The organism is Pseudomonas sp. RIT288 (assembly GCF_000631985.1).
Classification (GTDB): Bacteria; Pseudomonadota; Gammaproteobacteria; order Pseudomonadales; family Pseudomonadaceae; genus Aquipseudomonas.
In genome coordinates, this window is the sequence record NZ_JFYN01000001.1 from 475,026 (window position 1) to 494,367 (window position 19,342).

The window sequence follows — 19,342 nt, forward strand, 5'->3', positions numbered from 1 at the left end:
ATGACCCACAGCACCGGCACCCTGTACATCATTTCCGCGCCATCGGGCGCAGGCAAGAGCAGCCTGGTCAAGGCTTTGACCGATGCCAATCCAGAGATCCGCGTCTCGATCTCCCACACCACCCGCGCCATGCGTCCGGGTGAAGTGGACGGCGTGAACTATCACTTCGTGACCCGCGAAGAGTTCGTGAAGATGGGCGAGCACGGCGATTTCCTCGAACGCGCCGAAGTCTTCGGCAACTTCTACGGCACCTCGCAAAGCCGCCTGCAGCAGACGCTGGACGAAGGTCACGACCTGATTCTGGAAATCGACTGGCAAGGCGCCGAGCAAGTGCGCAAGCTGATGCCGCAGGCACGCTCGATCTTCATCCTGCCGCCGTCGCTGCAGGCCCTGCACCAGCGCCTGACCAACCGCGGCCAGGACAGTGACGAGATCATTGACGGCCGGATGCGCGAAGCCGTCAGCGAGATGAGCCACTATGTCGAGTACGACTACCTGATCATCAACGACGATTTCGCCCATGCACTGGACGATCTGAAGGCGATTTTCCGCGCCAATCAGCTGCAACAGAAACGCCAGCAGGTACGTTTCGGCAAATTATTGGCCGAACTGCTCGGTTAATCAGCACTTCCCAAAACCGCTGCAAGCGCTTTACATTGGTGCTTGCAGCGCGTTGAAGGGTCTGGTCAAAAAATCAGCGCTTCCCTAATCGCTGGTGATTTTTTAAACTGCTCAGTCCGCTCGCCCAACCGGGCAGCGCGCATATTGCATTCGCTCCGAGGAATACCATGGCCCGCGTAACCGTTGAAGACTGCCTAGAACACGTGGAAAACCGCTTTGAGCTGGTCATGCTCTCTACCAAGCGTGCCCGTCAACTGGCCACCGGCGGCAAAGAGCCACTGGTCCAGTGGGAAAACGACAAGCCGACCGTTGTCGCCCTGCGTGAAATCGCAGAAGGCCTGATGAGCTACGAGTTCATCGCCGAGCAGGAAATCGTCCACGAAGACCCGGTCTTCGCTGCGTTCGAGGACGAGTCCAACGAGGCCGTCTAAGCCTATGCCTGGTCGACGTAGCACGGCGCGGGAACAAAGCTTACGGCAGGAGTCATCATGCCGAGCATAGACGCCCTCGCCGATCGCTTATCGACCTACCTCGGCAACGACCAGGTCAACCTGGTCCGCCGAGCGTATTTCTACGCCGAACAAGCCCACGATGGCCAGCGCCGCCGCAGCGGCGAGGCGTACGTCACGCATCCTCTTGCGGTGGCGAATATTCTTGCCGACATGCACATGGATCATCAGAGCCTGATGGCCGCGATGCTGCATGACGTGATCGAAGACACCGGTATCGCCAAAGAAGCGCTGCAAGCGCAGTTCGGTGAAACCGTGGCCGAACTGGTCGACGGGGTCAGCAAACTGACCCAGATGAACTTCGAGACCAAGGCCGAAGCCCAGGCCGAAAACTTCCAGAAAATGGCCATGGCCATGGCGCGCGACATTCGCGTGATCCTGGTCAAACTCGCCGACCGCCTGCACAACATGCGCACGCTGGAAGTGCTGTCCGGGGAAAAACGTCGCCGGATCGCCAAGGAAACCCTCGAAATCTACGCGCCCATTGCCAACCGGCTGGGCATGCACGCCATTCGTATCGAATTCGAAGACCTCGGCTTCAAGGCGATGCACCCGATGCGTTCCGCGCGGATCTACCAGGCGGTCAAGCGCGCCCGGGGCAACCGCAAGGAAATCGTCAACAAGATCGAAGAATCCCTCGGCCACTGCCTCGCGATCGACGGCATCCAGGGCGAAGTCAGCGGTCGCCAGAAACACCTCTACGGCATCTACAAGAAAATGCGCGGCAAGCGTCGGGCCTTCAACGAGATCATGGACGTCTATGCGTTCCGGATCATCGTCGACAAGGTCGATACCTGCTACCGCGTGCTGGGTGCCGTGCATAATTTGTACAAACCGTTGCCGGGGCGCTTCAAGGATTACATCGCGATCCCCAAGGCCAACGGCTATCAGTCGCTGCATACCACGCTGTTTGGCATGCACGGCGTGCCGATCGAGATCCAGATCCGCACCCGCGAAATGGAAGAGATGGCCAACAACGGCATCGCCGCCCACTGGCTGTACAAATCCAGCGGTGACGAACAGCCGAAAGGCACTCACGCCCGCGCCCGCCAGTGGGTCAAAGGCGTGCTGGAAATGCAGCAACGCGCTGGCAACTCGCTGGAATTCATCGAGAGCGTGAAGATCGACCTGTTCCCGGACGAGGTCTACGTGTTCACGCCCAAAGGCCGGATCATGGAGCTGCCCAAAGGCTCCACGGCGGTCGACTTTGCCTACGCGGTGCACACCGACGTCGGCAACAGCTGCATCGCCTGCCGGATCAACCGCCGCCTCGCACCGCTGTCCGAACCGCTGCAAAGCGGCTCCACGGTCGAGATCGTCAGCGCACCCGGCGCGCGGCCGAACCCGGCCTGGCTCAACTTCGTGGTCACCGGCAAGGCACGTACGCACATCCGCCATGCGCTGAAACTGCAACGTCGTTCCGAGTCCATCAGCCTCGGCGAACGCCTGCTGAACAAGGTGCTCAACGGTTTCGACAGTGCGCTGGAGAAGATCCCGGCCGAGCGCGTCAAAGCGATGCTCAGCGAGTACCGCCTCGAACTGATCGAAGATTTGCTCGAAGACATTGGCCTGGGCAACCGCATGGCCTATGTCGTGGCGCGCCGTCTGCTCGGCGAAGGCGAACAGCTGCCGAGTCCGGAAGGGCCGCTGGCGATTCGCGGTACAGAAGGCCTGGTGCTCAGTTACGCCAAGTGCTGCACGCCGATCCCGGGCGACCCGATTGTCGGGCACCTGTCGGCGGGCAAAGGCATGGTCGTGCACCTGGACAACTGCCGCAACATCAGCGAAATCAGGCACAACCCGGAAAAATGCATCCAGCTCTCGTGGGCCAAGGATGTCACCGGCGAATTCAACGTCGAGCTGCGCGTCGAGCTGGAGCACCAGCGCGGCCTGATCGCCCTGCTGGCCAGCAGCGTCAACGCCGCCGACGGCAATATCGAGAAAATCAGCATGGACGAGCGCGATGGCCGCATCAGCGTCGTCCAGCTGGTGGTCAGCGTCCACGACCGTGTGCACCTGGCCCGCGTGATCAAGAAACTGCGCGCCCTGACCGGGGTCATCCGCATCACCCGCATGCGTGCCTAATTCACACCTAACAAGGAGTCATACATGACCAAGACTGTTATCACCAGCGACAAGGCCCCAGCCGCCATTGGTACCTACTCCCAGGCGATCAAGGCCGGCAACACTGTCTACATGTCGGGCCAGATTCCTCTGGACCCAAAAACCATGGAACTGGTTGAAGGCTTCGAAGCCCAGACCGTCCAGGTGTTCGAGAACCTCAAAGCCGTGGCTGAAGCCGCTGGCGGTTCGTTCAAGGACATCGTCAAGCTGAACATCTTCCTCACTGACCTGAGCCACTTCGCCAAGGTCAACGAGATCATGGGCAAGTACTTCGATCAGCCGTACCCAGCGCGCGCCGCCATCGGCGTTGCTGCCCTGCCGAAGGGTTCGCAGGTCGAAATGGATGCCATCCTGGTCATCGAGTAATGCACACGGCGCAGCCTTCAAACGCTGCGCCGACTGCTCTGCGGTAAAGAAAAGGTTTTGAAAGGATTCCACCATGCGCAAAGCGCTTGCTCTCTCGCTGCTCGCCATTTTCCTCGGCGGCTGTGCCAGCGACCCCGCCGACCGTGACATCAGCGGCACCTGGATCAACCAGGTGGCGATCGACGCTGCTGCCAAGGGCGGCCCCCTGCGCGAAGCGCTTCAGGCCTATGGCCCGAACCTGGAGTGGGACGTCAACACCAAGGCCGGTCAGGCCCGCTACACCAACGGTTTCGAGAATGTCGAAGGACGGCTGCAGGGCGAACAGTCCGGCGCCTGGAAAGTCGACTTCTATGGCAGCTCCGGCAGTGAGCTGAAACGCGACGGTGGCCGGATGAAACAAGCCGCCACCGAGAACGAGCCCGACCAGTTGTTCGACCGCGCGCAAATCCCCGTTCCGGAAGGCGCGCCAATCGGCGCCAGCTTCGAACGGGCGCTGTATTCGGCCTATCTGGGCGGCAGCTGGAAGATTGCCAGCGGCGACGGCGAAGGCAACACCGTGCAGTTCCAGGCCGATGGCCAGGTATCCGGCCTGCCCGGCGCCGACCGCTATGCCCTGTGCCTGGCAGGCGACTGCGCCTCGATGAACAGCGACCACGACAGCATGTGGCTGCAACTCAACGGCCAGGGCAACAACTGGATCTTTGCCCGCAAAGGCAAGGCGCTGGAGATCTTCCAGGCAGTGAACAGCGCACTGGCGGATGAAATGCCGCAGTTCACCCCGGGTGAGCGCAAGTGGTTGCTTGAGAAGCAGTAAGCCTCCCCGAGACAGCACATAACCCTGTAGGAGTGAGCCTGCTCGCGATGACGGTTTAACAGCCAACATAAGTGTTGAATGTTATTGCCTCATCGCGAGCAGGCTCACTCCTACAGTTGTTTTTGGGCGCCTGGAAGTCAGCACTTGCCTTCTAGAATGGCCGCATAGCCTTCGCGATAACTCGGATACTTCGGCGTCCAGCCCAGCGCCTTCGCCCGGGCATTGCTGCAGCGCTTGCTGCCGGCGCGGCGTACGCTGGCGTCTTCCGCCCAATCGGTGACACCCAGATACTCGCGCAGCCAGGCAACCACTTCGGCCAGCGGTGCCGGCGCATCGTCCACCCCGATATAGATATCCTGTAATGGCTCGCCCCGATGAGCCGCCTGCAGCAGAAACGCCATCAGCCCCGCCGCGTCATCGGCATGAATGCGATTGCCGTACAGCGGCGGCTCGACCGCCACCCGATAACCGCGACGCACCTGGGTCAGCAGCCACTCACGTCCGGGACCGTAAATGCCGGTCAGGCGCACGATGCTCGCCGGTATGCCGCTTTTCAGCGCCACTTGCTCAGCCTCAAGCATCACCCGCCCGGAGTATCCGCTGGCGACGGTCGCTGAATGCTCGTCGACCCACTCCCCTTCCTGCTGCCCGTACACGCTGCTGCTGGAAACGAAGATCAGCCGATCAGGCGTCTGCCCATAGTCGTCCAGCCAGCTCAGCACATTCTGCAAACCCTGCACGTAAGCCGCACGATAACCGGCTTCATCGTGATCGGTGGCGGCCGCGCAATACACCAGATAATCCACCGCCCCGACCGGCCAGGTCTCTGGGCAATCTTCCTTGAACAGGTCACCGGCTACGCCGATGACGCCGTCCGGCAAGCGCGAAACATCACGGCGCAGACCATGCACCTCCCAGCCGACGGCCAACAATTGCGTAGCCAGACGACTGCCGACATCACCACAACCGGCAATCAAAACAGAAGGCGCAGACATCAAAAAACTCCCAAACCAAAGGAACAGACTAGCCCTCGCAAAGGACGAACGGCTAGCAATCGTGGAAAAAAAGATACTCTATTACTTTTGTTAACAAGAATTACTTGCAATAATGCACCCCACTTTTGTTCTCGGCCTCACGAGGCCTGGAAGAGCATCACCGTTTTTCTACCTCAGGTCCGGCCAGCATGACACGTAATCAAATCCCCGCTTCGCCAACCAAACGACCTCGCGCCTTCAGCGCGGTAGCGGCCCTGCTGCTCAGCCTGATGCTGGCACCGACCGCCGCCTTCGCTGATGCCCAGGCGCCAGCTGCCCCGGCTGCTACCGAACAACACGCACCTGCCGCCGCGCCAGCCACGACCGATCCGGTGCAGGCAGTAGATGCCAGCCCGGCCGACGCGCCTGAAGTGCTCGAACCCGACAACACCTTGGGCATGGCCCACGACCTGTCGCCATGGGGCATGTACCAGAACGCCGACATCATCGTGAAAATCGTGATGATCGGTCTGGCCATCGCTTCCATCATCACCTGGACCATCTGGATCGCCAAAGGCTTCGAGCTGATGGGCGCCAAGCGTCGTCTGCGCGGTGAAATCGCTGCCCTGAAAAAAGCCGCCACCCTCAAGGAAGCCAGTGCGACAGCTGCCAAAGAAGGCACCCTCGCCAACCTGCTGGTGCACGACGCGCTCGAAGAGATGCGCCTGTCGGTCAACAGCCGCGAGAAAGAAGGCATCAAGGAGCGCGTCAGCTTCCGTCTTGAGCGCCTCGTCGCAGCCTGTGGCCGCAACATGAGCAGCGGCACCGGCGTCCTCGCCACTATCGGCTCCACCGCGCCGTTCGTCGGCCTGTTCGGTACCGTGTGGGGCATCATGAACAGCTTCATCGGCATCGCCAAGACCCAGACCACCAACCTCGCCGTCGTGGCGCCGGGCATCGCCGAAGCGCTGCTGGCCACCGCGCTGGGTCTGGTTGCTGCAATTCCTGCGGTGGTGATCTACAACGTGTTCGCCCGCTCCATCGCCGGCTACAAGGCGCAGGTGTCCGACGCTTCGGCGCAGGTCCTGTTGCTGGTCAGCCGTGACCTCGATCACCAGCCTGAGCGCAGCAGCTCGCAACCACACATGGTGAAAGTGGGGTAATCGGCCATGGGCCTGCATTTGAAAGAAGGCGCAGACGACGATCTGGCCGAGAACCACGAAATCAACGTCACGCCGTTCATCGACGTGATGCTGGTGCTGCTGATCATCTTCATGGTGGCCGCGCCGCTGGCTACAGTGGACATTAAAGTCGACCTGCCGGCCTCGACCGCCAAACCGGCGCCGCGCCCGGAGAAACCGGTGTTCCTCAGCGTGAAAGCCGATCAGCGCCTGTACATCGGCGACGATGAAGTGAAAGCCGAAACCCTTGGCGCCGTGCTCGACGCCAAGACCCAGGGCAAGAAGGACACCACTATCTTCTTCCAGGCCGACAAGGGCGTGGACTACGGCGACCTGATGAGCGTGATGGATAAATTGCGCTCGGCCGGTTATCTGAAGGTCGGTCTGGTCGGACTTGAGACGGCAGCCAAGAAATGATCACGACGCGCCATAAGCTGACGCGTTACAGCGGTAGCCTGGCCGTGGTGCTGGGCGTTCACGCGCTGGCCATCGCGCTGGCGCTGAACTGGACCGCCCGCCCGCCCATCGAACTGCCGCCGCAGGCAATGATGGTCGAGCTGGCACCGGTTCCGGCCCCGCCACCGCCTGCTCCGCCGAAAGTCGTCACACCGCCGCAGCCTCCGGCTCCGGTCGAAGAGTTGCCGATTCCGAAACTGGCTGAAGCACCCAAGGCCGAGATTGCCGTACCGAAGCCCAAACCCAAGCCAAAGCCGAAACCGCAGCCGCCCAAACCGGTCGAGAAAAAACCGGAGCCGGTGAAGGAAAAACCTTCCGAGGAAAAACCGGCCGACACGCAACCGACCCAGGCACCGACAGAGAAATCCGCCCAGCCGGCACCGGGGCCGTCGCCCGCACAACTGGCCGCCAAGGCCAGCTGGCAAGGCACCCTGCTCGCGCATTTGGCCAAGTACAAAAAGTACCCGGCCAGCGCTCAGGCTCGGGGCAAGGAAGGCTTGAACCGTCTGCGTTTCGTTGTCGACGCTGAAGGCAATGTGCTGTCGTTCGAACTGGTGGGCCGCTCGGGCAACGCCGATCTGGACCGGGCCACCCTGGAAATGATCCGCCGCGCGCAACCGCTGCCCAAGCCACCGGCCGACATGCTGAACAACGGCTCGATCGAAATTGTGGCGCCGTTTGTGTACTCGCTCGAACGTCGTCGTTAAGTAGCAAGATCAAAAGATCGCAGCCTTCGGCAGCTCCTACAGGTATTCGCACCCCTGCAGGAGCTGCCGAAGGCTGCGATCTTTTGCTTTTCAGCTCATCCATAAACGGCAAACTCACATTGCCCGGTGTCGCATTCCTCACTCAGTCTGATAACGTGCGTCTATCGATTGCAGCCGTTATGCTTGGCCCGCAACTTCATGGACGCTTGCTATGACCCTCACAGAATTACGCTACATCGTTACCCTCGCCCAAGAGCAGCACTTCGGCCACGCCGCCGAGCGTTGCCACGTCAGCCAGCCGACCCTGTCGGTGGGTGTGAAAAAACTTGAAGACGAACTCGGTGTGCTGATTTTCGAGCGCAGCAAAAGCGCCGTGCGCCTGACCCCGGTCGGCGAAGGCATCGTCGCCCAGGCGCAGAAAGTCCTGGAGCAGGCACAAGGCATCCGTGAACTGGCCCAGGCCGGCAAGAACCAGCTGACCGCCCCGCTGAAAGTCGGCGCGATCTACACCGTCGGGCCGTACCTGTTCCCGCACCTGATTCCACAACTGCACCGGGTCGCCCCGCAGATGCCGTTGTACATCGAAGAAAACTTCACCCACGTGCTGCGCGACAAACTGCGCAACGGCGAGCTCGACGCGATCATCATCGCCCTGCCGTTCAACGAAGCCGACGTGCTGACCCTGCCGCTGTACGACGAGCCGTTCTACGTCTTGATGCCGGCCCAGCACCCGTGGACGCAAAAAGAATCCATTGACCCGGGCCTGCTCAACGACAAGAGCCTGCTGCTGCTCGGCGAAGGCCACTGCTTCCGCGATCAAGTACTGGAAGCCTGTCCGACCCTGACCAAGGGCAACGACGGGGCCAAGCACACCACAGTGGAATCCAGCTCGCTGGAGACCATCCGCCACATGGTCGCGTCCGGTCTGGGCATCTCGATCCTGCCGCTGTCGGCGGTGGACAGCCACCACTATGCCCCGGGCGTGATCGAAGTGCGCCCACTGTCGGCGCCGGTGCCATTCCGCACCGTGGCGATTGCCTGGCGCGCGAGCTTCCCACGACCGAAAGCCATCGAGATCCTCGCCGACTCCGTTCGCCTGTGCTCGGTGGCCAAGCCCGCCGCACCGGTCACAGCCGGTTAAGCCAGGGTCATGACCGAGCTGTCGCAAGTGTCGGTGACGGCACTCAAGGGTGTCGGCGAAGCCATGGCCGAGAAACTGGCCAAGGTCGGCCTGGAAAACCTCCAGGACGTGCTGTTTCACCTGCCGCTGCGTTATCAGGATCGCACCCGTGTAGTGCCGATCGGCCACTTGCGCCCGGGCCAGGACGCGGTGGTCGAAGGCACCGTCAGCGGTGCCGACGTGGTCATGGGCCGGCGTCGCAGCCTCGTCGTGCGCATGCAGGACGGCACCGGCGGGCTGAGTCTGCGCTTCTACCATTTCAGCAACGCGCAGAAAGAAGGCCTCAAGCGCGGCACGCGGATTCGCTGCTACGGCGAAGTCCGGCCCGGCGCTTCGGGACTGGAGATCTATCACCCGGAATACCGCGCCATCACCGGTGACGAACCGCCGCCGGTGGACGAAACCCTGACCCCGGTTTACCCGCTCACCGAAGGCCTGACCCAACAGCGCCTGCGCCAGTTGTGCATGCAGACCCTGACGCTGCTCAAGCCGAACACTCTGCCCGACTGGCTGCCGACCGAACTGGCCCGCGACTACCAACTGGCGCCGCTGGCCGATGCGATCCGCTACCTGCACAACCCGCCCGCCGACGCCGACGTCGATGAGCTGGCCCTCGGTCATCACTGGGCCCAGCATCGGCTGGCCTTCGAAGAGCTGCTGACCCATCAACTGTCGCAACAGCGTTTACGCGAGAGCATGCGTTCGCTGCGCGCGCCGGCGATGCCGAAAGCGAAAAAACTGCCACCGAAATACCTGGCCAACCTCGGCTTCAACCCGACCGGCGCGCAACAACGCGTGGGCAACGAAATCGCCTACGACCTCAGCCAGCACGAACCGATGCTCCGGCTGATTCAGGGCGACGTTGGCGCGGGCAAGACCGTGGTCGCCGCCCTCGCGGCGCTGCAAGCGCTGGAGGCCGGCTATCAGGTCGCACTGATGGCGCCGACCGAGATCCTTGCCGAACAGCACTTCATCACCTTCAAACGCTGGCTCGAACCGCTGGGCATAGACGTCGCATGGCTGGCCGGCAAGCTCAAGGGCAAGAACCGCGTCGCCGCGCTGGAACAGATCGCCAGCGGCACACCGATGGTGGTCGGCACCCACGCGCTGTTCCAGGACGAAGTGCAGTTCAAGAATCTGGCGTTGGTGATCATCGACGAACAACACCGCTTCGGCGTGCAGCAGCGTCTGGCGCTGCGGCAGAAAGGCGTCGGCGGGCGCATGTGCCCGCACCAACTGATCATGACCGCCACGCCGATCCCGCGCACGCTGGCGATGAGCGCCTATGCCGACCTCGACACCTCGATCCTCGACGAACTGCCGCCCGGTCGCACCCCGGTCAACACCGTGCTGGTCACCGATACCCGCCGCGTTGAAGTCATCGAACGGGTGCGCAGCGCCTGCGCCGAAGGGCGTCAGGCCTATTGGGTGTGCACGCTGATCGAAGAGTCGGAAGAGCTGACCTGTCAGGCCGCCGAAACCACGTTCGAAGACCTCACCGCCGCCCTCGGCGAGCTGAAAGTCGGACTGATTCACGGGCGCATGAAGCCTGCCGAAAAAGCCGCGGTCATGGCCGAGTTCAAGGCCGGCAACCTGCAACTGCTGGTCGCCACCACGGTGATCGAAGTCGGCGTCGACGTGCCCAACGCCAGCCTGATGATCATCGAAAACCCCGAGCGCCTGGGCCTCGCGCAGTTGCACCAGTTGCGCGGTCGCGTCGGTCGGGGCAGCGCGGTCAGCCATTGCGTGCTGCTCTACCATCCGCCGCTGTCGCAGATCGGCCGCCAGCGCCTGGGCATCATGCGCGAGACCAACGACGGTTTCGTCATCGCTGAAAAAGACCTCGAACTGCGCGGCCCCGGCGAAATGCTCGGCACCCGTCAGACCGGCCTACTGCAATTCAAAGTCGCCGACCTGATGCGCGACGCCGATCTGCTGCCCGCCGTACGCGATGCCGCGCAAGCGCTGCTGGAACGCTGGCCGACTCACGTCAGCCCATTGCTCGACCGCTGGCTGCGTCACGGGCAGCAATACGGCCAAGTGTGAGCACCGTCGCAGTTTGTGCAGGATCGTTCCTACAGAGCTGGTTATACTCCTGCCATTGTTTCAAAAACGGATACAGACCATGACTGACGCAGCTCTCGCCCCCGAACTTCCGCACGCGCCGTCTGTAATTCGGCTGCTGCTCGGCAAGCTGGGTATCGCCTACGAAGAAGTGCTCGACCACCACGGCCTCAATGCTTCGCGCAAAGTACAAGCCGTGTTGCTGGACGATGCCGTCGGCGCGCTGATGGTGCTGTTTCCGCAGAGCCAGTTGCTCGACCTCAACCGCCTCGCCGAACTCACTGGCCGGCGACTGACCGCCGTGTCCACCGAGCGCCTTGAAAAGATGCTCGGCAAACACAGCCTGAGCCTGCTGCCGGGCCTGCCGGCGCTGACCAGCTCGCCGTGCCTGTATGAAGAAAGCCTGCTGCGCGAGCCGAAACTGCTGATCAACTCCGGCGAGCCGGGCCTGCTGCTGGAAATCACCAGCGAAGCCTTCAAGAGCATGCTGACCAAGGCCAGCGCCGCCAATTTCGGCGAAGCCCTGAGCAGCATCCGCCCGAATCTCGATCGCCCGGACGATGACCGCGAGGAAATCACCCAGGCTGTACAGGCGTTCACTGCACGCCGGATTCAGCAGCGTCTGGAAGCGACGATCGAGATTCCACCGCTGGCCGAAACCGCGCAAAAAATCATCAAGCTGCGCGTTGACCCCAACGCCACCATCGACGACATCACTGGCGTCGTTGAAACCGACCCGGCGCTGGCTGCACAAGTTGTCAGCTGGGCGGCGTCGCCGTATTACGCCTCGCCGGGCAAGATCCGTTCGGTGGAAGACGCGATCGTTCGCGTGCTGGGCTTCGATCTGGTGATCAACCTCGCGCTGGGCCTGGCCCTCGGCAAGACCCTGAGCCTGCCGAAAGACCATCCGCAACACACCACGCCGTACTGGCAGCAATCGATCTACACCGCCGCCGTTATCGAGGGCCTGACCCGCGCCATGCCGCGCGCCCAGCGTCCGGAAGCAGGCCTGACCTATCTGGCCGGTCTGCTGCACAACTTCGGCTACCTGCTGCTGGCCCACGTGTTCCCGCCGCACTTCTCGCTGATCTGCCGTCACCTGGAGGTCAACCCGCACCTGTGCCACAGCTACATCGAGCAACACCTTCTGGGCATCAGCCGCGAACAGATCGGCTCGTGGCTGATGCGCTACTGGGACATGCCCGATGAACTGGCCACCGCCCTGCGCTTCCAGCACGACCCAAGCTACGACGGCGCGTACGCCGAATACCCGAACCTCGTCTGCCTGGCCGTGCGCCTGCTGCGCAGCCGCGGCATCGGCTCGGGCCCCGACGAAGACATCCCCGACGCCCTGCTCGACCGCGTCGGCCTGAGCCGCGACAAAGCCAACGACGTGGTCAGTAAAGTCCTCGAAGCCGAAGTCCTGCTGCGCGAACTGGCGTCGCAGTTCAGCCAGGCTTAAACGCCATCGCGAGCAGGCTCACTCCTACAAGGTTTAGGTAATCCCTGTAGGAGTGAGCCTGCTCGCGAAGAATCCACCCCAATCAACCTGACTCAACACAACCTTTGTGGCGAGGGAGCTTGTCGAATCGTCGCACCGTCCCGCTCGACAGCGCAGCAGTCGCAAATCCAGCCAACAAGGCATGCCTGACACAACAAGGCCTCAGGGTTCAGGGCCGCTCCGCAGCCCAGCGGGAGCAAGCTCCCTCGCCACAACAGCCCTTCTACTCAAGCCTTAGGCTTGGCCTTCCTCGGCTTCAAATACTTCATCAACCCCTGAAACCACATCACCAGCGCCGGGTTGCCCTTGAGCTGAATCGACTTGTCCTGAATTCCCTGCATAAACGCCAGCTGCTTGTTCTTCGCCTGCATCGTGGCAAAGGCATAACCCGCATCCTTGAACGCAATCGCAAACGCCGGCTCCGCCACCACCCCAGACTTGCTGGTGATGCGCTGATTCTTCACCACGAAATGCCGCGCCACTTTCCCGTCCAGCGTCTGCAGCTGAAACACCAGATCCTTGTCACCCAACTGCTGCTGGAACGCAGGATTTGTCCGGCTGGCCTTACCCATCAACAAACCCATCATCCACAGAAGAAAACGAAATTTCATGCGCACAGCCTCAAAAGGAAAATGAACGGCCGGGGCAGTGTAAGGGATTCAGACGATAACGCCACTATCGGCCGCTATTGGAAGATGATGCAGACCATTTCCCGCACGATGACCGCCAAGTCACACTTCTGCCCCCCACGTCCTACACCTGTTGAAACACATCCCTGTAGGAGCTGCCGAAGGCTGCGATCTTTTGATCTTCCAGCCTGCAAACCTATGGGAAATTTCCTGCAAAGCGTGGTGTTGTGCGTGAACTAGGCAGAATGAGGGTTCATCGATAGCCTCAATAGGTCACCACGAATTGGTGATACGGACGTGCAAGTCCGGCGGGAGTCCACATTGGTTATGGCAATTCGCCGAGCGTTTTCCTATGCTCGCGGATCGTTATGGCTGCTGTGTATGGGAGGCCTTAGGGTCTGCCGGGTGACTCCACCGGTCTTGCACACCTATGCACAGCTGCCACCACTTTCGAAGTGCGAGCGAAACGGTGTCGGCTCCTGAAACTGGAGTAAGACCGAATGATCAAACCAACACCCAATCCCCCCGAAACCCCAGACATATCGCCCTACGAATCACTGGAGTCCAAGAAATTCCACGAGGCCGCCGAACGCGCCCTCGACCACCATTTCAAACCGCGCACCGAATCCCAACCCAAACGCGAAACCGGCCTCTTCAGCCTCACCCCCGGCACCGACGCCGAAGCCCTCATGGCCAACGCCTCCGAAGACCTCCTGTCCATCAGCGCCATCGCCTGCGACCTCGCTGACGACCTCCACGGCTCCCGCCGCTCGGTTGCACTGGCCCTGAGCAGAATGGCGGATGGGGTGCGATTGATGGTGGAAGGGACGCTCGACCATATTGAAGTGCGGAACCTGGCGGCCAAGTCGTAGCGGGATTTGCGGATGAAAAAAGGGGACGTTAAGTCCCCTTTCTGCAGTCGTCTTCGCTATCTAAAGTCTTCAGCGCTTTTAGGCAGTGCCTCTATACCCTGACGGGCAACCCGACTAACAAATGAATAACCGCCCGCACTGCAAGACTGCCGGAACACAACCTTGTCATCCTTGAGCACCGTCAGAAAACTCACAAACGCCTGATTAACGAGGTAGGTATACGGGCCCTTTTTGAATTTGATGTTGTTCAGGTTAACGCTGCCTTCCGACGCATCCACTACGAAGAACTTGCCCTTGGGAGGCACGCTCTTCTGCGGATAGAGCATTTCTATCTTTCCCGGAAAACCGTAACGGTATTGAACATATCCGGCAGTGGGCTTGTTGTTCCCTTTCGCGCAAACAGAAACCGTTTTACCTCCCGTCAAAGGACAGCTGAAGTAGATGTCTTCTTCGGCGGAGCACAACGTTCCATCCTGCCCGCCCTGCAATGGCGCGGTTTCTTGCGAAACGCGTTCTGGTATTTGAGTGACGTCGGCGCAATTGGACAAACACACTAGCTTCGAAAGATCCGGAACATCGCTTTCAGTAAACAGGTAGGTTGCTGAACCATCACGGTTGCGGGCGTGATAAACGGGAACACTGACGGCCAGCCCCTTGGCTGATACGGGAACTGCCTTGTCTTTTCCTGAGACCACCCAGCCCTCAGCACCACCGCACAACGCCTCCAAGGCAACTTCACTGAAGGGTTCCTTCGTTGGCACTGCGAACGGCTTGGCATCACCTCGGCAGTCGTAGCCGTGCCAATAAGGTCCGGTGTTCGGGTCAATGTCTATCGAGAAAATATAGGCGCCGTCGAGTAATACTTTTCCGCCGTCGTAGGTAAAAACCAGCCAACGTCGGGACTTTGCCTGGGAGTAGTTTTCGTTCTCCAGGATGTAACGTTCGCCATCTCGATACAGCCAGAAACCACTCATTGCCCCGGCCGACTCTGCCTCCACTGAGAAACGTTGCCCTGACTTTACGTCCACCAAAAAGTTGTCTTTCAGCGCCAACGCGCAGCCGCTGCCGGCCTCCATGCATGACATGATGGACGGGAACATCGGCCCCGCAGCCACAGAGAAAGAACACAGCAATAACGCGAGCAAGCCTAATCTTTTCAACTTGCTTCCCTGCTCATGATTTACTGATCTGATTGAACAGACTTCTTTCTTCAGCCCAGTTCTCTGCGTTTTAAAGCGAGTAATCCATCACTTCTTCCAACTTCCAGCATTGCCCACGGACAAACCGATACTCGAAGACGTAGTCGGTATCTGGCTTCTGCAGGATCGCAATTGCCTTGTCGCCCCGCTCTTCCTTGACGGTCAACGTCAGCCCCTGAGCCTCTCGCTTTGCTTGATCCGGAATGATTGGAAACTTGAGCTGATCGCCGCTGACGCTGCGCTTTTCCATCTCGGGTTCGGGATCGCCGGCCACAGTTGTAACCATTTTTAGTGGCTGCTGGACGAAGGATTTCTGCACGTCGGCGCGCTCGGAGAAGGCTGTGAGGAACGCGGAAAAGTCGGTCGAAGGGCTAGTGGCATTGGCCGCGTCACCATCGGTTCTGATCGGCTGCTGGCGATTTTCCTGATCCCGTTTTGAATCCGCAATCATCTTCGCATCCAGCTCCGCCAAGCGTTTCTTAATGCTTGCCGCATCCTTGTAAGCACACTCGACTTCTACATCGTCTTCCAGATTTAGACCGTCGCGGCAGTTCTGAAACTCGGGCTCTGGAGGGTCGCCGCGGAAGAACTGCAAAGCCAAGTGATCGCCGTCCATGAAGAGCGGTAGTTCCAGTACTGAATAGGAGTCGCCTTCGAAATGACTGTATTGACGGTCCGGCACTTTATTTTTTGTCAGAACAAACATGGACTTCCCCGCGCGCTCGGGGAATTTTCGCTCAAAGAAAAACACCGAAGCGATCTGCTCACCTTCGACCTTCCACACATAATTCAGCGAAGGCTTCAAGGCGTTCATTGAGGTGTAGAAGATTTCGGCATCAGGAACGTGTCCTTCCTCTACCTGACCTTTGAGGTTGTTCTTCAAAAAGAACACCGTGATCTTTTGATCACCGAGCGAGGCAACCACAGGCGGATGCAGCTCACCGATGGTTTGTGGATCACTCGCTAATGCCTGCTGAGCCAACAAGGCGACCATGAATCCGAGCGTACTCATACAACTTAAGAGCCTTGCCAATTCCACTCACTTCCCTGTTGATCAATCTTCGAATGTTAATGCTGATGGTTTCACGATGATTCAGGTGCACCGCATTTCAGTTCTTTGATTTGCTCATTCTGAATCGGAATCACACAGGCAAGGCGCTTCTCTCCAAGTCCACGATGCTCCGTCAAACTGAGCGTCACGTGCAACCCATCCTCGGCAAACACATGATCCTCAAACCCGGCATCGGCATATTCCGTCCAAAATGCCTTGCCTTCGAAACTGCAGAACCGCTTGGAGGACAGCACTCTCCATCCGCCATTGGGCGCCAATATCTGGACTGTCAGGCATGGGCTGCCAAAGGTGCTGACATAGCGCGCGACGACATCCCCAAATCGATGGGCGTCGGTTCTGGACACTTTGTTGAGATCGACCACATTACCCGGCTCATCAGCGACGATCGTGTCCAGATAAGCCGCACGCTCCAGACTCATTCTGGCCACGCAGTTGTTGATAGTCGTGACATGCGCTGCCATCCCAGGCTCGATTTCCGTGGCTTCTAGCGGGCATGTGGTGTCGCGTAGCTTGATCCAGGCGCGCTGGGATTCTCTGGCCATGGCGACCAGCGCCTTACCCTGCTCAGGGTCACGCCGTTGTTGAGACTCAAACCGTCCCAGCAGTTTCTTGTAGCTGGCATTGAGTTGCGTGTCGGCTTCCTTGCGGGCTGCCTCCACACACCGATCGACCTGGGCGCTAACGGTGATTTCTTTGCAGTCGTCCTCGGCCATCGCAAAAGAGGCAAACAGGCATCCAAAGGACAACGCGATAAAACGCACAAACATGTTCAATTTTTCATTCCCTGAATTGCGGATCGCTCAACTACGCGTCGAGGTATTTTCTGCGCCTTGCCGTCGGTGCTCATCGCGTCGCGGTACTGGCTGTAATAGCGTTGCGCTTCACCTTTGCGATCAAGGCGCCAGAGGGAGTCGGCGATGTTCAACATCAGCACTGTGCGTTTACCAACGGTCTCAACGCCGCGATAAAACTTCAGCGCCAGCTCATCTCTACCGCTCTCGGCTAGATAAAAACCCAGGTCGTTGTACGCCTGAACATTTTGCACCGGGGGATAGCACGCCATGTAGGATTCGGGACTCAAAAAAGTCAGACCCGATTCGATGGAGTCAGCGCGGGACTGCGCAGCGTTGATGGTCGAAATATATTTCAGCCAGTCTCTTGGGGACTCCGTTTCCAGGGTAGGCGTGAGGACTTCGCCATCTTCCGAAAACCACTGATTGCCCACCCATTTGCCGAGACAAAAACGAGGGGAACGCTCGGCCAGCACGCAACCAGTTTCCATGGAGATCACATCGCAATGCTGTTGCGACTCCAGTTTTTCTTCACCATTTTCAAGCGACAACATGCCGAACACGACGGGGTCGAGCAGCAAGGTTTTCTTGTCAGGACTGAGCCAGTCCGGGTGTCCGTCGGCGCCGACATCGGCACTGAAGAGCGGGAAGGTTTTGCCGTTGGCGGTGAACCATGCGGTCGCCGAATCCACACCGGGCATCGTCCATTTTGTCGCTCTAAACGTCACGGTGTGTCCGTCGATGCCGACTATCGGTGGGTCCTCGGCAAAGGCACTTGTGGCGGCAAGAAAGCTGCCGATCATCAACACCCACTTAAGGCTGGCCATAGACGATCCTCTTCACCGCCGGGCTTTCTGACATTAGCTGTCTCTTCGTAACGCCATAGGCCTTGATCAGCTCTTCCCGAGATCCCTTCGAGCCAAAAGAGCGTTGGTTATTATCGAAGCTGTATTGCTCCAATAGCCCTGCTGTCGAGTAATACCCATGCCACTCCGCGCAGGCACCACAACCGCCATATCCGCCTATCGAAACAAGGCTGCCCTGGGTGCCTTCCACGCAATCCATCGCCACAACGACATTGCTCAACATCTTCGTCTTCGCACCGTCGGAAGTGAGTTGTGAAACTTTGCTGATATCGCGTCGAAGCACCTTGCTACCGATGTTGATGGTCTGGTCGGAGCAAACCGGGATAACGTGGGTTTCCGCATCATCCACCGTCACCGATCGGCAAGACGACACCAACACCACTTCAACACCGCCGCACTGCATGACATCGCGTTGGGTGTAAGCATCCGTCGGCGCGGCGAAGGCTGGGGAAGAGAACAACCATGCCAGCCCCCCGAAAAACAAAAACTGATTCATTAAGAAATCCTTTTCGCCGTTAACCAGCCTGTTGTTCCGCCAAGCACTTCGCATAGCCGTCCGCAAACTTGGCATCGAATGACAATGCCACTGGCTCCTCCAACTCCGCCGAGCTATTGAGCAATACACGGGTAGCCGGGGTGTATTTGATCCAGCCAATCGTGCCGGTGCCGTCGGTGTCGAAAAACAGCTGAGCGCGCACTACTTCACCGTCATCCTCATCGATCAGCAAATTGACCTTGTCCTTGCCGACATAACGAAACGGAAAATCGCTGCTCCTGACAAGCTCAGTAAGGTAGCCGTAGCAACTCCCTTCGCTGGCAGTCGCGGGCAGTGAATGAGATAAAAGCGAAAGCGCAATCAGCACAGGCCGAATGAAAAACCGGTTCATCCACTCACTCCTCATCCATCGGCGGCGATTCCACGTCGGTCATGCTCAGCAGCCGAAACTCATTGTTCACAAACTCGTAGTAACGATCCCGATTACCACTTTCCAACGCATTCCCCTGCGCATCTTCTTCGCCGTCGAGCGTGATGCCGGAGACGATGATCAAGCGGCTATCTGGCTGGTAAACCATGCCAAAAGTGCTGCCGTCGTAAGCATTGGGCAGACCTCCAACCATTTCACCGGTCTGGGCGTCCAGCACTTCGCCGCAAATGGCGCTGCCGCCACAACCTAGTCTGTGCAGGATGTAATGGCCGGCGAAGTTGACCTTGCCTTGCAAGGCTTTCACCCGTGCCTGATCCATCATTGAGCTGCTGTTTTCTTGCAGCACCAACTTATGGTTGGAGCCGGTGAACACTGGCGTGACGGTGTAATCCTTGAAGGTTGGGTCGGCAGCGAATGCCATGGACGCGGCAGCCAATATCAAGCTGCCGAGAACAATCGAAAATCCTTTCACGTAGTAACTCCGTAAATG

The 19,342-nt window shown here is 59.5% G+C and carries 21 protein-coding genes; 12 read left to right on the forward strand and 9 right to left on the reverse strand.

Annotated features, from left to right (window positions below):
• The 5 genes from gmk (at position 1) to BW33_RS02185 (ending at position 4,434) form a co-directional block, all read left to right on the forward strand.
• The gene (gene gmk / locus BW33_RS02165; RefSeq protein WP_003229498.1) at positions 1 to 621 is read left to right on the forward strand and encodes a guanylate kinase; all 621 of its coding nucleotides are present in this window, start codon (positions 1 to 3) and stop codon (positions 619 to 621) included.
• Between the two features lie 167 nt (positions 622 to 788).
• Positions 789 to 1,052 (forward strand): DNA-directed RNA polymerase subunit omega, encoded by a 264-nt coding sequence (rpoZ, locus tag BW33_RS02170; RefSeq protein ID WP_003229503.1) that lies wholly within the window; start codon positions 789 to 791, stop codon positions 1,050 to 1,052.
• 57 nt (positions 1,053 to 1,109) lie between these two features.
• Positions 1,110 to 3,215: a bifunctional GTP diphosphokinase/guanosine-3',5'-bis pyrophosphate 3'-pyrophosphohydrolase gene (gene spoT, locus BW33_RS02175; protein WP_007962359.1), complete on the forward strand. Its 2,106-nt coding sequence runs from the start codon at positions 1,110 to 1,112 to the stop codon at positions 3,213 to 3,215.
• A 24-nt stretch (positions 3,216 to 3,239) separates the two neighbouring features.
• Complete coding sequence (locus tag BW33_RS02180; RefSeq protein WP_003229509.1) at positions 3,240 to 3,620, forward strand: RidA family protein; 381 nt, start codon at positions 3,240 to 3,242, stop codon at positions 3,618 to 3,620.
• Positions 3,621 to 3,693: 73 nt separating this feature from the next.
• Positions 3,694 to 4,434, forward strand: coding sequence for a hypothetical protein (locus BW33_RS02185; protein ID WP_007962358.1), 741 nt, complete (start codon positions 3,694 to 3,696; stop codon positions 4,432 to 4,434).
• 137 nt (positions 4,435 to 4,571) lie between these two features.
• On the opposite strand, the gene BW33_RS02190 is transcribed toward BW33_RS02185, so the two are convergent.
• On the reverse strand, positions 4,572 to 5,429 hold the full coding sequence (locus tag BW33_RS02190; RefSeq protein WP_047596797.1) for an SDR family oxidoreductase: 858 nt from the start codon (positions 5,427 to 5,429) through the stop codon (positions 4,572 to 4,574).
• A 188-nt stretch (positions 5,430 to 5,617) separates the two neighbouring features.
• On the opposite strand from BW33_RS02190, the gene exbB reads away from it, so the two are divergent.
• From exbB to BW33_RS02220, 6 genes are all read left to right on the forward strand, one after another.
• Entirely contained in the window at positions 5,618 to 6,571 is a 954-nt protein-coding gene (gene exbB / locus BW33_RS02195; RefSeq protein ID WP_047596799.1) for a tonB-system energizer ExbB, read from the forward strand.
• A 6-nt stretch (positions 6,572 to 6,577) separates the two neighbouring features.
• A complete protein-coding gene (gene exbD, locus BW33_RS02200; protein WP_007920333.1) occupies positions 6,578 to 7,006 on the forward strand; it encodes a TonB system transport protein ExbD in 429 nt (142 codons plus the stop codon).
• The gene (locus tag BW33_RS02205; protein ID WP_047596801.1) at positions 7,003 to 7,752 is read left to right on the forward strand and encodes an energy transducer TonB family protein; all 750 of its coding nucleotides are present in this window, start codon (positions 7,003 to 7,005) and stop codon (positions 7,750 to 7,752) included. Before exbD ends, BW33_RS02205 begins: the two co-directional genes overlap by 4 nt.
• A 211-nt stretch (positions 7,753 to 7,963) precedes the next feature.
• On the forward strand, positions 7,964 to 8,893 hold the full coding sequence (locus BW33_RS02210; protein WP_007962352.1) for a hydrogen peroxide-inducible genes activator: 930 nt from the start codon (positions 7,964 to 7,966) through the stop codon (positions 8,891 to 8,893).
• A 9-nt stretch (positions 8,894 to 8,902) separates the two neighbouring features.
• Positions 8,903 to 10,978 (forward strand): ATP-dependent DNA helicase RecG, encoded by a 2,076-nt coding sequence (gene recG / locus BW33_RS02215; protein WP_027610400.1) that lies wholly within the window; start codon positions 8,903 to 8,905, stop codon positions 10,976 to 10,978.
• 79 nt (positions 10,979 to 11,057) lie between these two features.
• A complete protein-coding gene (locus BW33_RS02220; RefSeq protein ID WP_047596803.1) occupies positions 11,058 to 12,458 on the forward strand; it encodes an aminoacyl-tRNA deacylase and HDOD domain-containing protein in 1,401 nt (466 codons plus the stop codon).
• A 266-nt stretch (positions 12,459 to 12,724) separates the two neighbouring features.
• Here BW33_RS02220 and BW33_RS02225 read toward each other — a convergent pair whose 3' ends face one another.
• On the reverse strand, positions 12,725 to 13,108 hold the full coding sequence (locus BW33_RS02225; protein WP_047596805.1) for a helicase: 384 nt from the start codon (positions 13,106 to 13,108) through the stop codon (positions 12,725 to 12,727).
• 518 nt (positions 13,109 to 13,626) lie between these two features.
• Between BW33_RS02225 and BW33_RS02230 the strand changes: the two genes are divergently transcribed.
• Positions 13,627 to 13,998, forward strand: coding sequence for a DUF6124 family protein (locus tag BW33_RS02230; protein ID WP_027610398.1), 372 nt, complete (start codon positions 13,627 to 13,629; stop codon positions 13,996 to 13,998).
• 56 nt (positions 13,999 to 14,054) lie between these two features.
• Here BW33_RS02230 and BW33_RS02235 read toward each other — a convergent pair whose 3' ends face one another.
• The 7 genes from BW33_RS02235 to BW33_RS02265 all read right to left on the reverse strand — a co-directional run bounded on the left by BW33_RS02235 (position 14,055) and on the right by BW33_RS02265 (position 19,273).
• Positions 14,055 to 15,143, reverse strand: coding sequence for a hypothetical protein (locus tag BW33_RS02235; protein WP_236645178.1), 1,089 nt, complete (start codon positions 15,141 to 15,143; stop codon positions 14,055 to 14,057).
• 85 nt (positions 15,144 to 15,228) lie between these two features.
• Entirely contained in the window at positions 15,229 to 16,209 is a 981-nt protein-coding gene (locus BW33_RS02240) for a hypothetical protein (protein ID WP_236645179.1), read from the reverse strand.
• A gap of 71 nt (positions 16,210 to 16,280) precedes the next feature.
• On the reverse strand, positions 16,281 to 17,036 hold the full coding sequence (locus BW33_RS02245; RefSeq protein WP_047596809.1) for a lysozyme inhibitor LprI family protein: 756 nt from the start codon (positions 17,034 to 17,036) through the stop codon (positions 16,281 to 16,283).
• Positions 17,037 to 17,038: 2 nt separating this feature from the next.
• Positions 17,039 to 17,887: a tetratricopeptide repeat protein gene (locus BW33_RS02250; RefSeq protein ID WP_047596811.1), complete on the reverse strand. Its 849-nt coding sequence runs from the start codon at positions 17,885 to 17,887 to the stop codon at positions 17,039 to 17,041.
• A complete protein-coding gene (locus BW33_RS02255; protein WP_047596813.1) occupies positions 17,874 to 18,422 on the reverse strand; it encodes a hypothetical protein in 549 nt (182 codons plus the stop codon). The genes BW33_RS02250 and BW33_RS02255 overlap by 14 nt, the downstream gene beginning before the upstream one ends.
• A gap of 19 nt (positions 18,423 to 18,441) precedes the next feature.
• A complete protein-coding gene (locus BW33_RS02260) occupies positions 18,442 to 18,813 on the reverse strand; it encodes a hypothetical protein (RefSeq protein ID WP_052032672.1) in 372 nt (123 codons plus the stop codon).
• 4 nt (positions 18,814 to 18,817) lie between these two features.
• Positions 18,818 to 19,273, reverse strand: coding sequence for a hypothetical protein (locus BW33_RS02265; protein ID WP_047597106.1), 456 nt, complete (start codon positions 19,271 to 19,273; stop codon positions 18,818 to 18,820).
• Between the last annotated feature and the right edge of the window lie 69 nt (positions 19,274 to 19,342).

Coding starts and splice junctions, on each gene's coding strand:
- BW33_RS02230 (WP_027610398.1), top strand. CDS start 13,627: ATGATCAAACCAACACCCAATCCCCCCGAAACCCCAGACATATCGCCC.
- BW33_RS02255 (WP_047596813.1), bottom strand. CDS start 18,422: ATGAATCAGTTTTTGTTTTTCGGGGGGCTGGCATGGTTGTTCTCTTCC.
- BW33_RS02180 (WP_003229509.1), top strand. CDS start 3,240: ATGACCAAGACTGTTATCACCAGCGACAAGGCCCCAGCCGCCATTGGT.
- BW33_RS02240 (WP_236645179.1), bottom strand. CDS start 16,209: ATGAGTACGCTCGGATTCATGGTCGCCTTGTTGGCTCAGCAGGCATTA.
- BW33_RS02260 (WP_052032672.1), bottom strand. CDS start 18,813: ATGAACCGGTTTTTCATTCGGCCTGTGCTGATTGCGCTTTCGCTTTTA.
- gmk (WP_003229498.1), top strand. CDS start 1: ATGACCCACAGCACCGGCACCCTGTACATCATTTCCGCGCCATCGGGC.
- BW33_RS02190 (WP_047596797.1), bottom strand. CDS start 5,429: ATGTCTGCGCCTTCTGTTTTGATTGCCGGTTGTGGTGATGTCGGCAGT.
- BW33_RS02205 (WP_047596801.1), top strand. CDS start 7,003: ATGATCACGACGCGCCATAAGCTGACGCGTTACAGCGGTAGCCTGGCC.
- BW33_RS02250 (WP_047596811.1), bottom strand. CDS start 17,887: ATGGCCAGCCTTAAGTGGGTGTTGATGATCGGCAGCTTTCTTGCCGCC.
- BW33_RS02225 (WP_047596805.1), bottom strand. CDS start 13,108: ATGAAATTTCGTTTTCTTCTGTGGATGATGGGTTTGTTGATGGGTAAG.
- BW33_RS02210 (WP_007962352.1), top strand. CDS start 7,964: ATGACCCTCACAGAATTACGCTACATCGTTACCCTCGCCCAAGAGCAG.
- BW33_RS02265 (WP_047597106.1), bottom strand. CDS start 19,273: ATGGCATTCGCTGCCGACCCAACCTTCAAGGATTACACCGTCACGCCA.
- exbB (WP_047596799.1), top strand. CDS start 5,618: ATGACACGTAATCAAATCCCCGCTTCGCCAACCAAACGACCTCGCGCC.
- spoT (WP_007962359.1), top strand. CDS start 1,110: ATGCCGAGCATAGACGCCCTCGCCGATCGCTTATCGACCTACCTCGGC.
- BW33_RS02185 (WP_007962358.1), top strand. CDS start 3,694: ATGCGCAAAGCGCTTGCTCTCTCGCTGCTCGCCATTTTCCTCGGCGGC.
- rpoZ (WP_003229503.1), top strand. CDS start 789: ATGGCCCGCGTAACCGTTGAAGACTGCCTAGAACACGTGGAAAACCGC.
- recG (WP_027610400.1), top strand. CDS start 8,903: ATGACCGAGCTGTCGCAAGTGTCGGTGACGGCACTCAAGGGTGTCGGC.
- exbD (WP_007920333.1), top strand. CDS start 6,578: ATGGGCCTGCATTTGAAAGAAGGCGCAGACGACGATCTGGCCGAGAAC.
- BW33_RS02220 (WP_047596803.1), top strand. CDS start 11,058: ATGACTGACGCAGCTCTCGCCCCCGAACTTCCGCACGCGCCGTCTGTA.
- BW33_RS02245 (WP_047596809.1), bottom strand. CDS start 17,036: ATGTTTGTGCGTTTTATCGCGTTGTCCTTTGGATGCCTGTTTGCCTCT.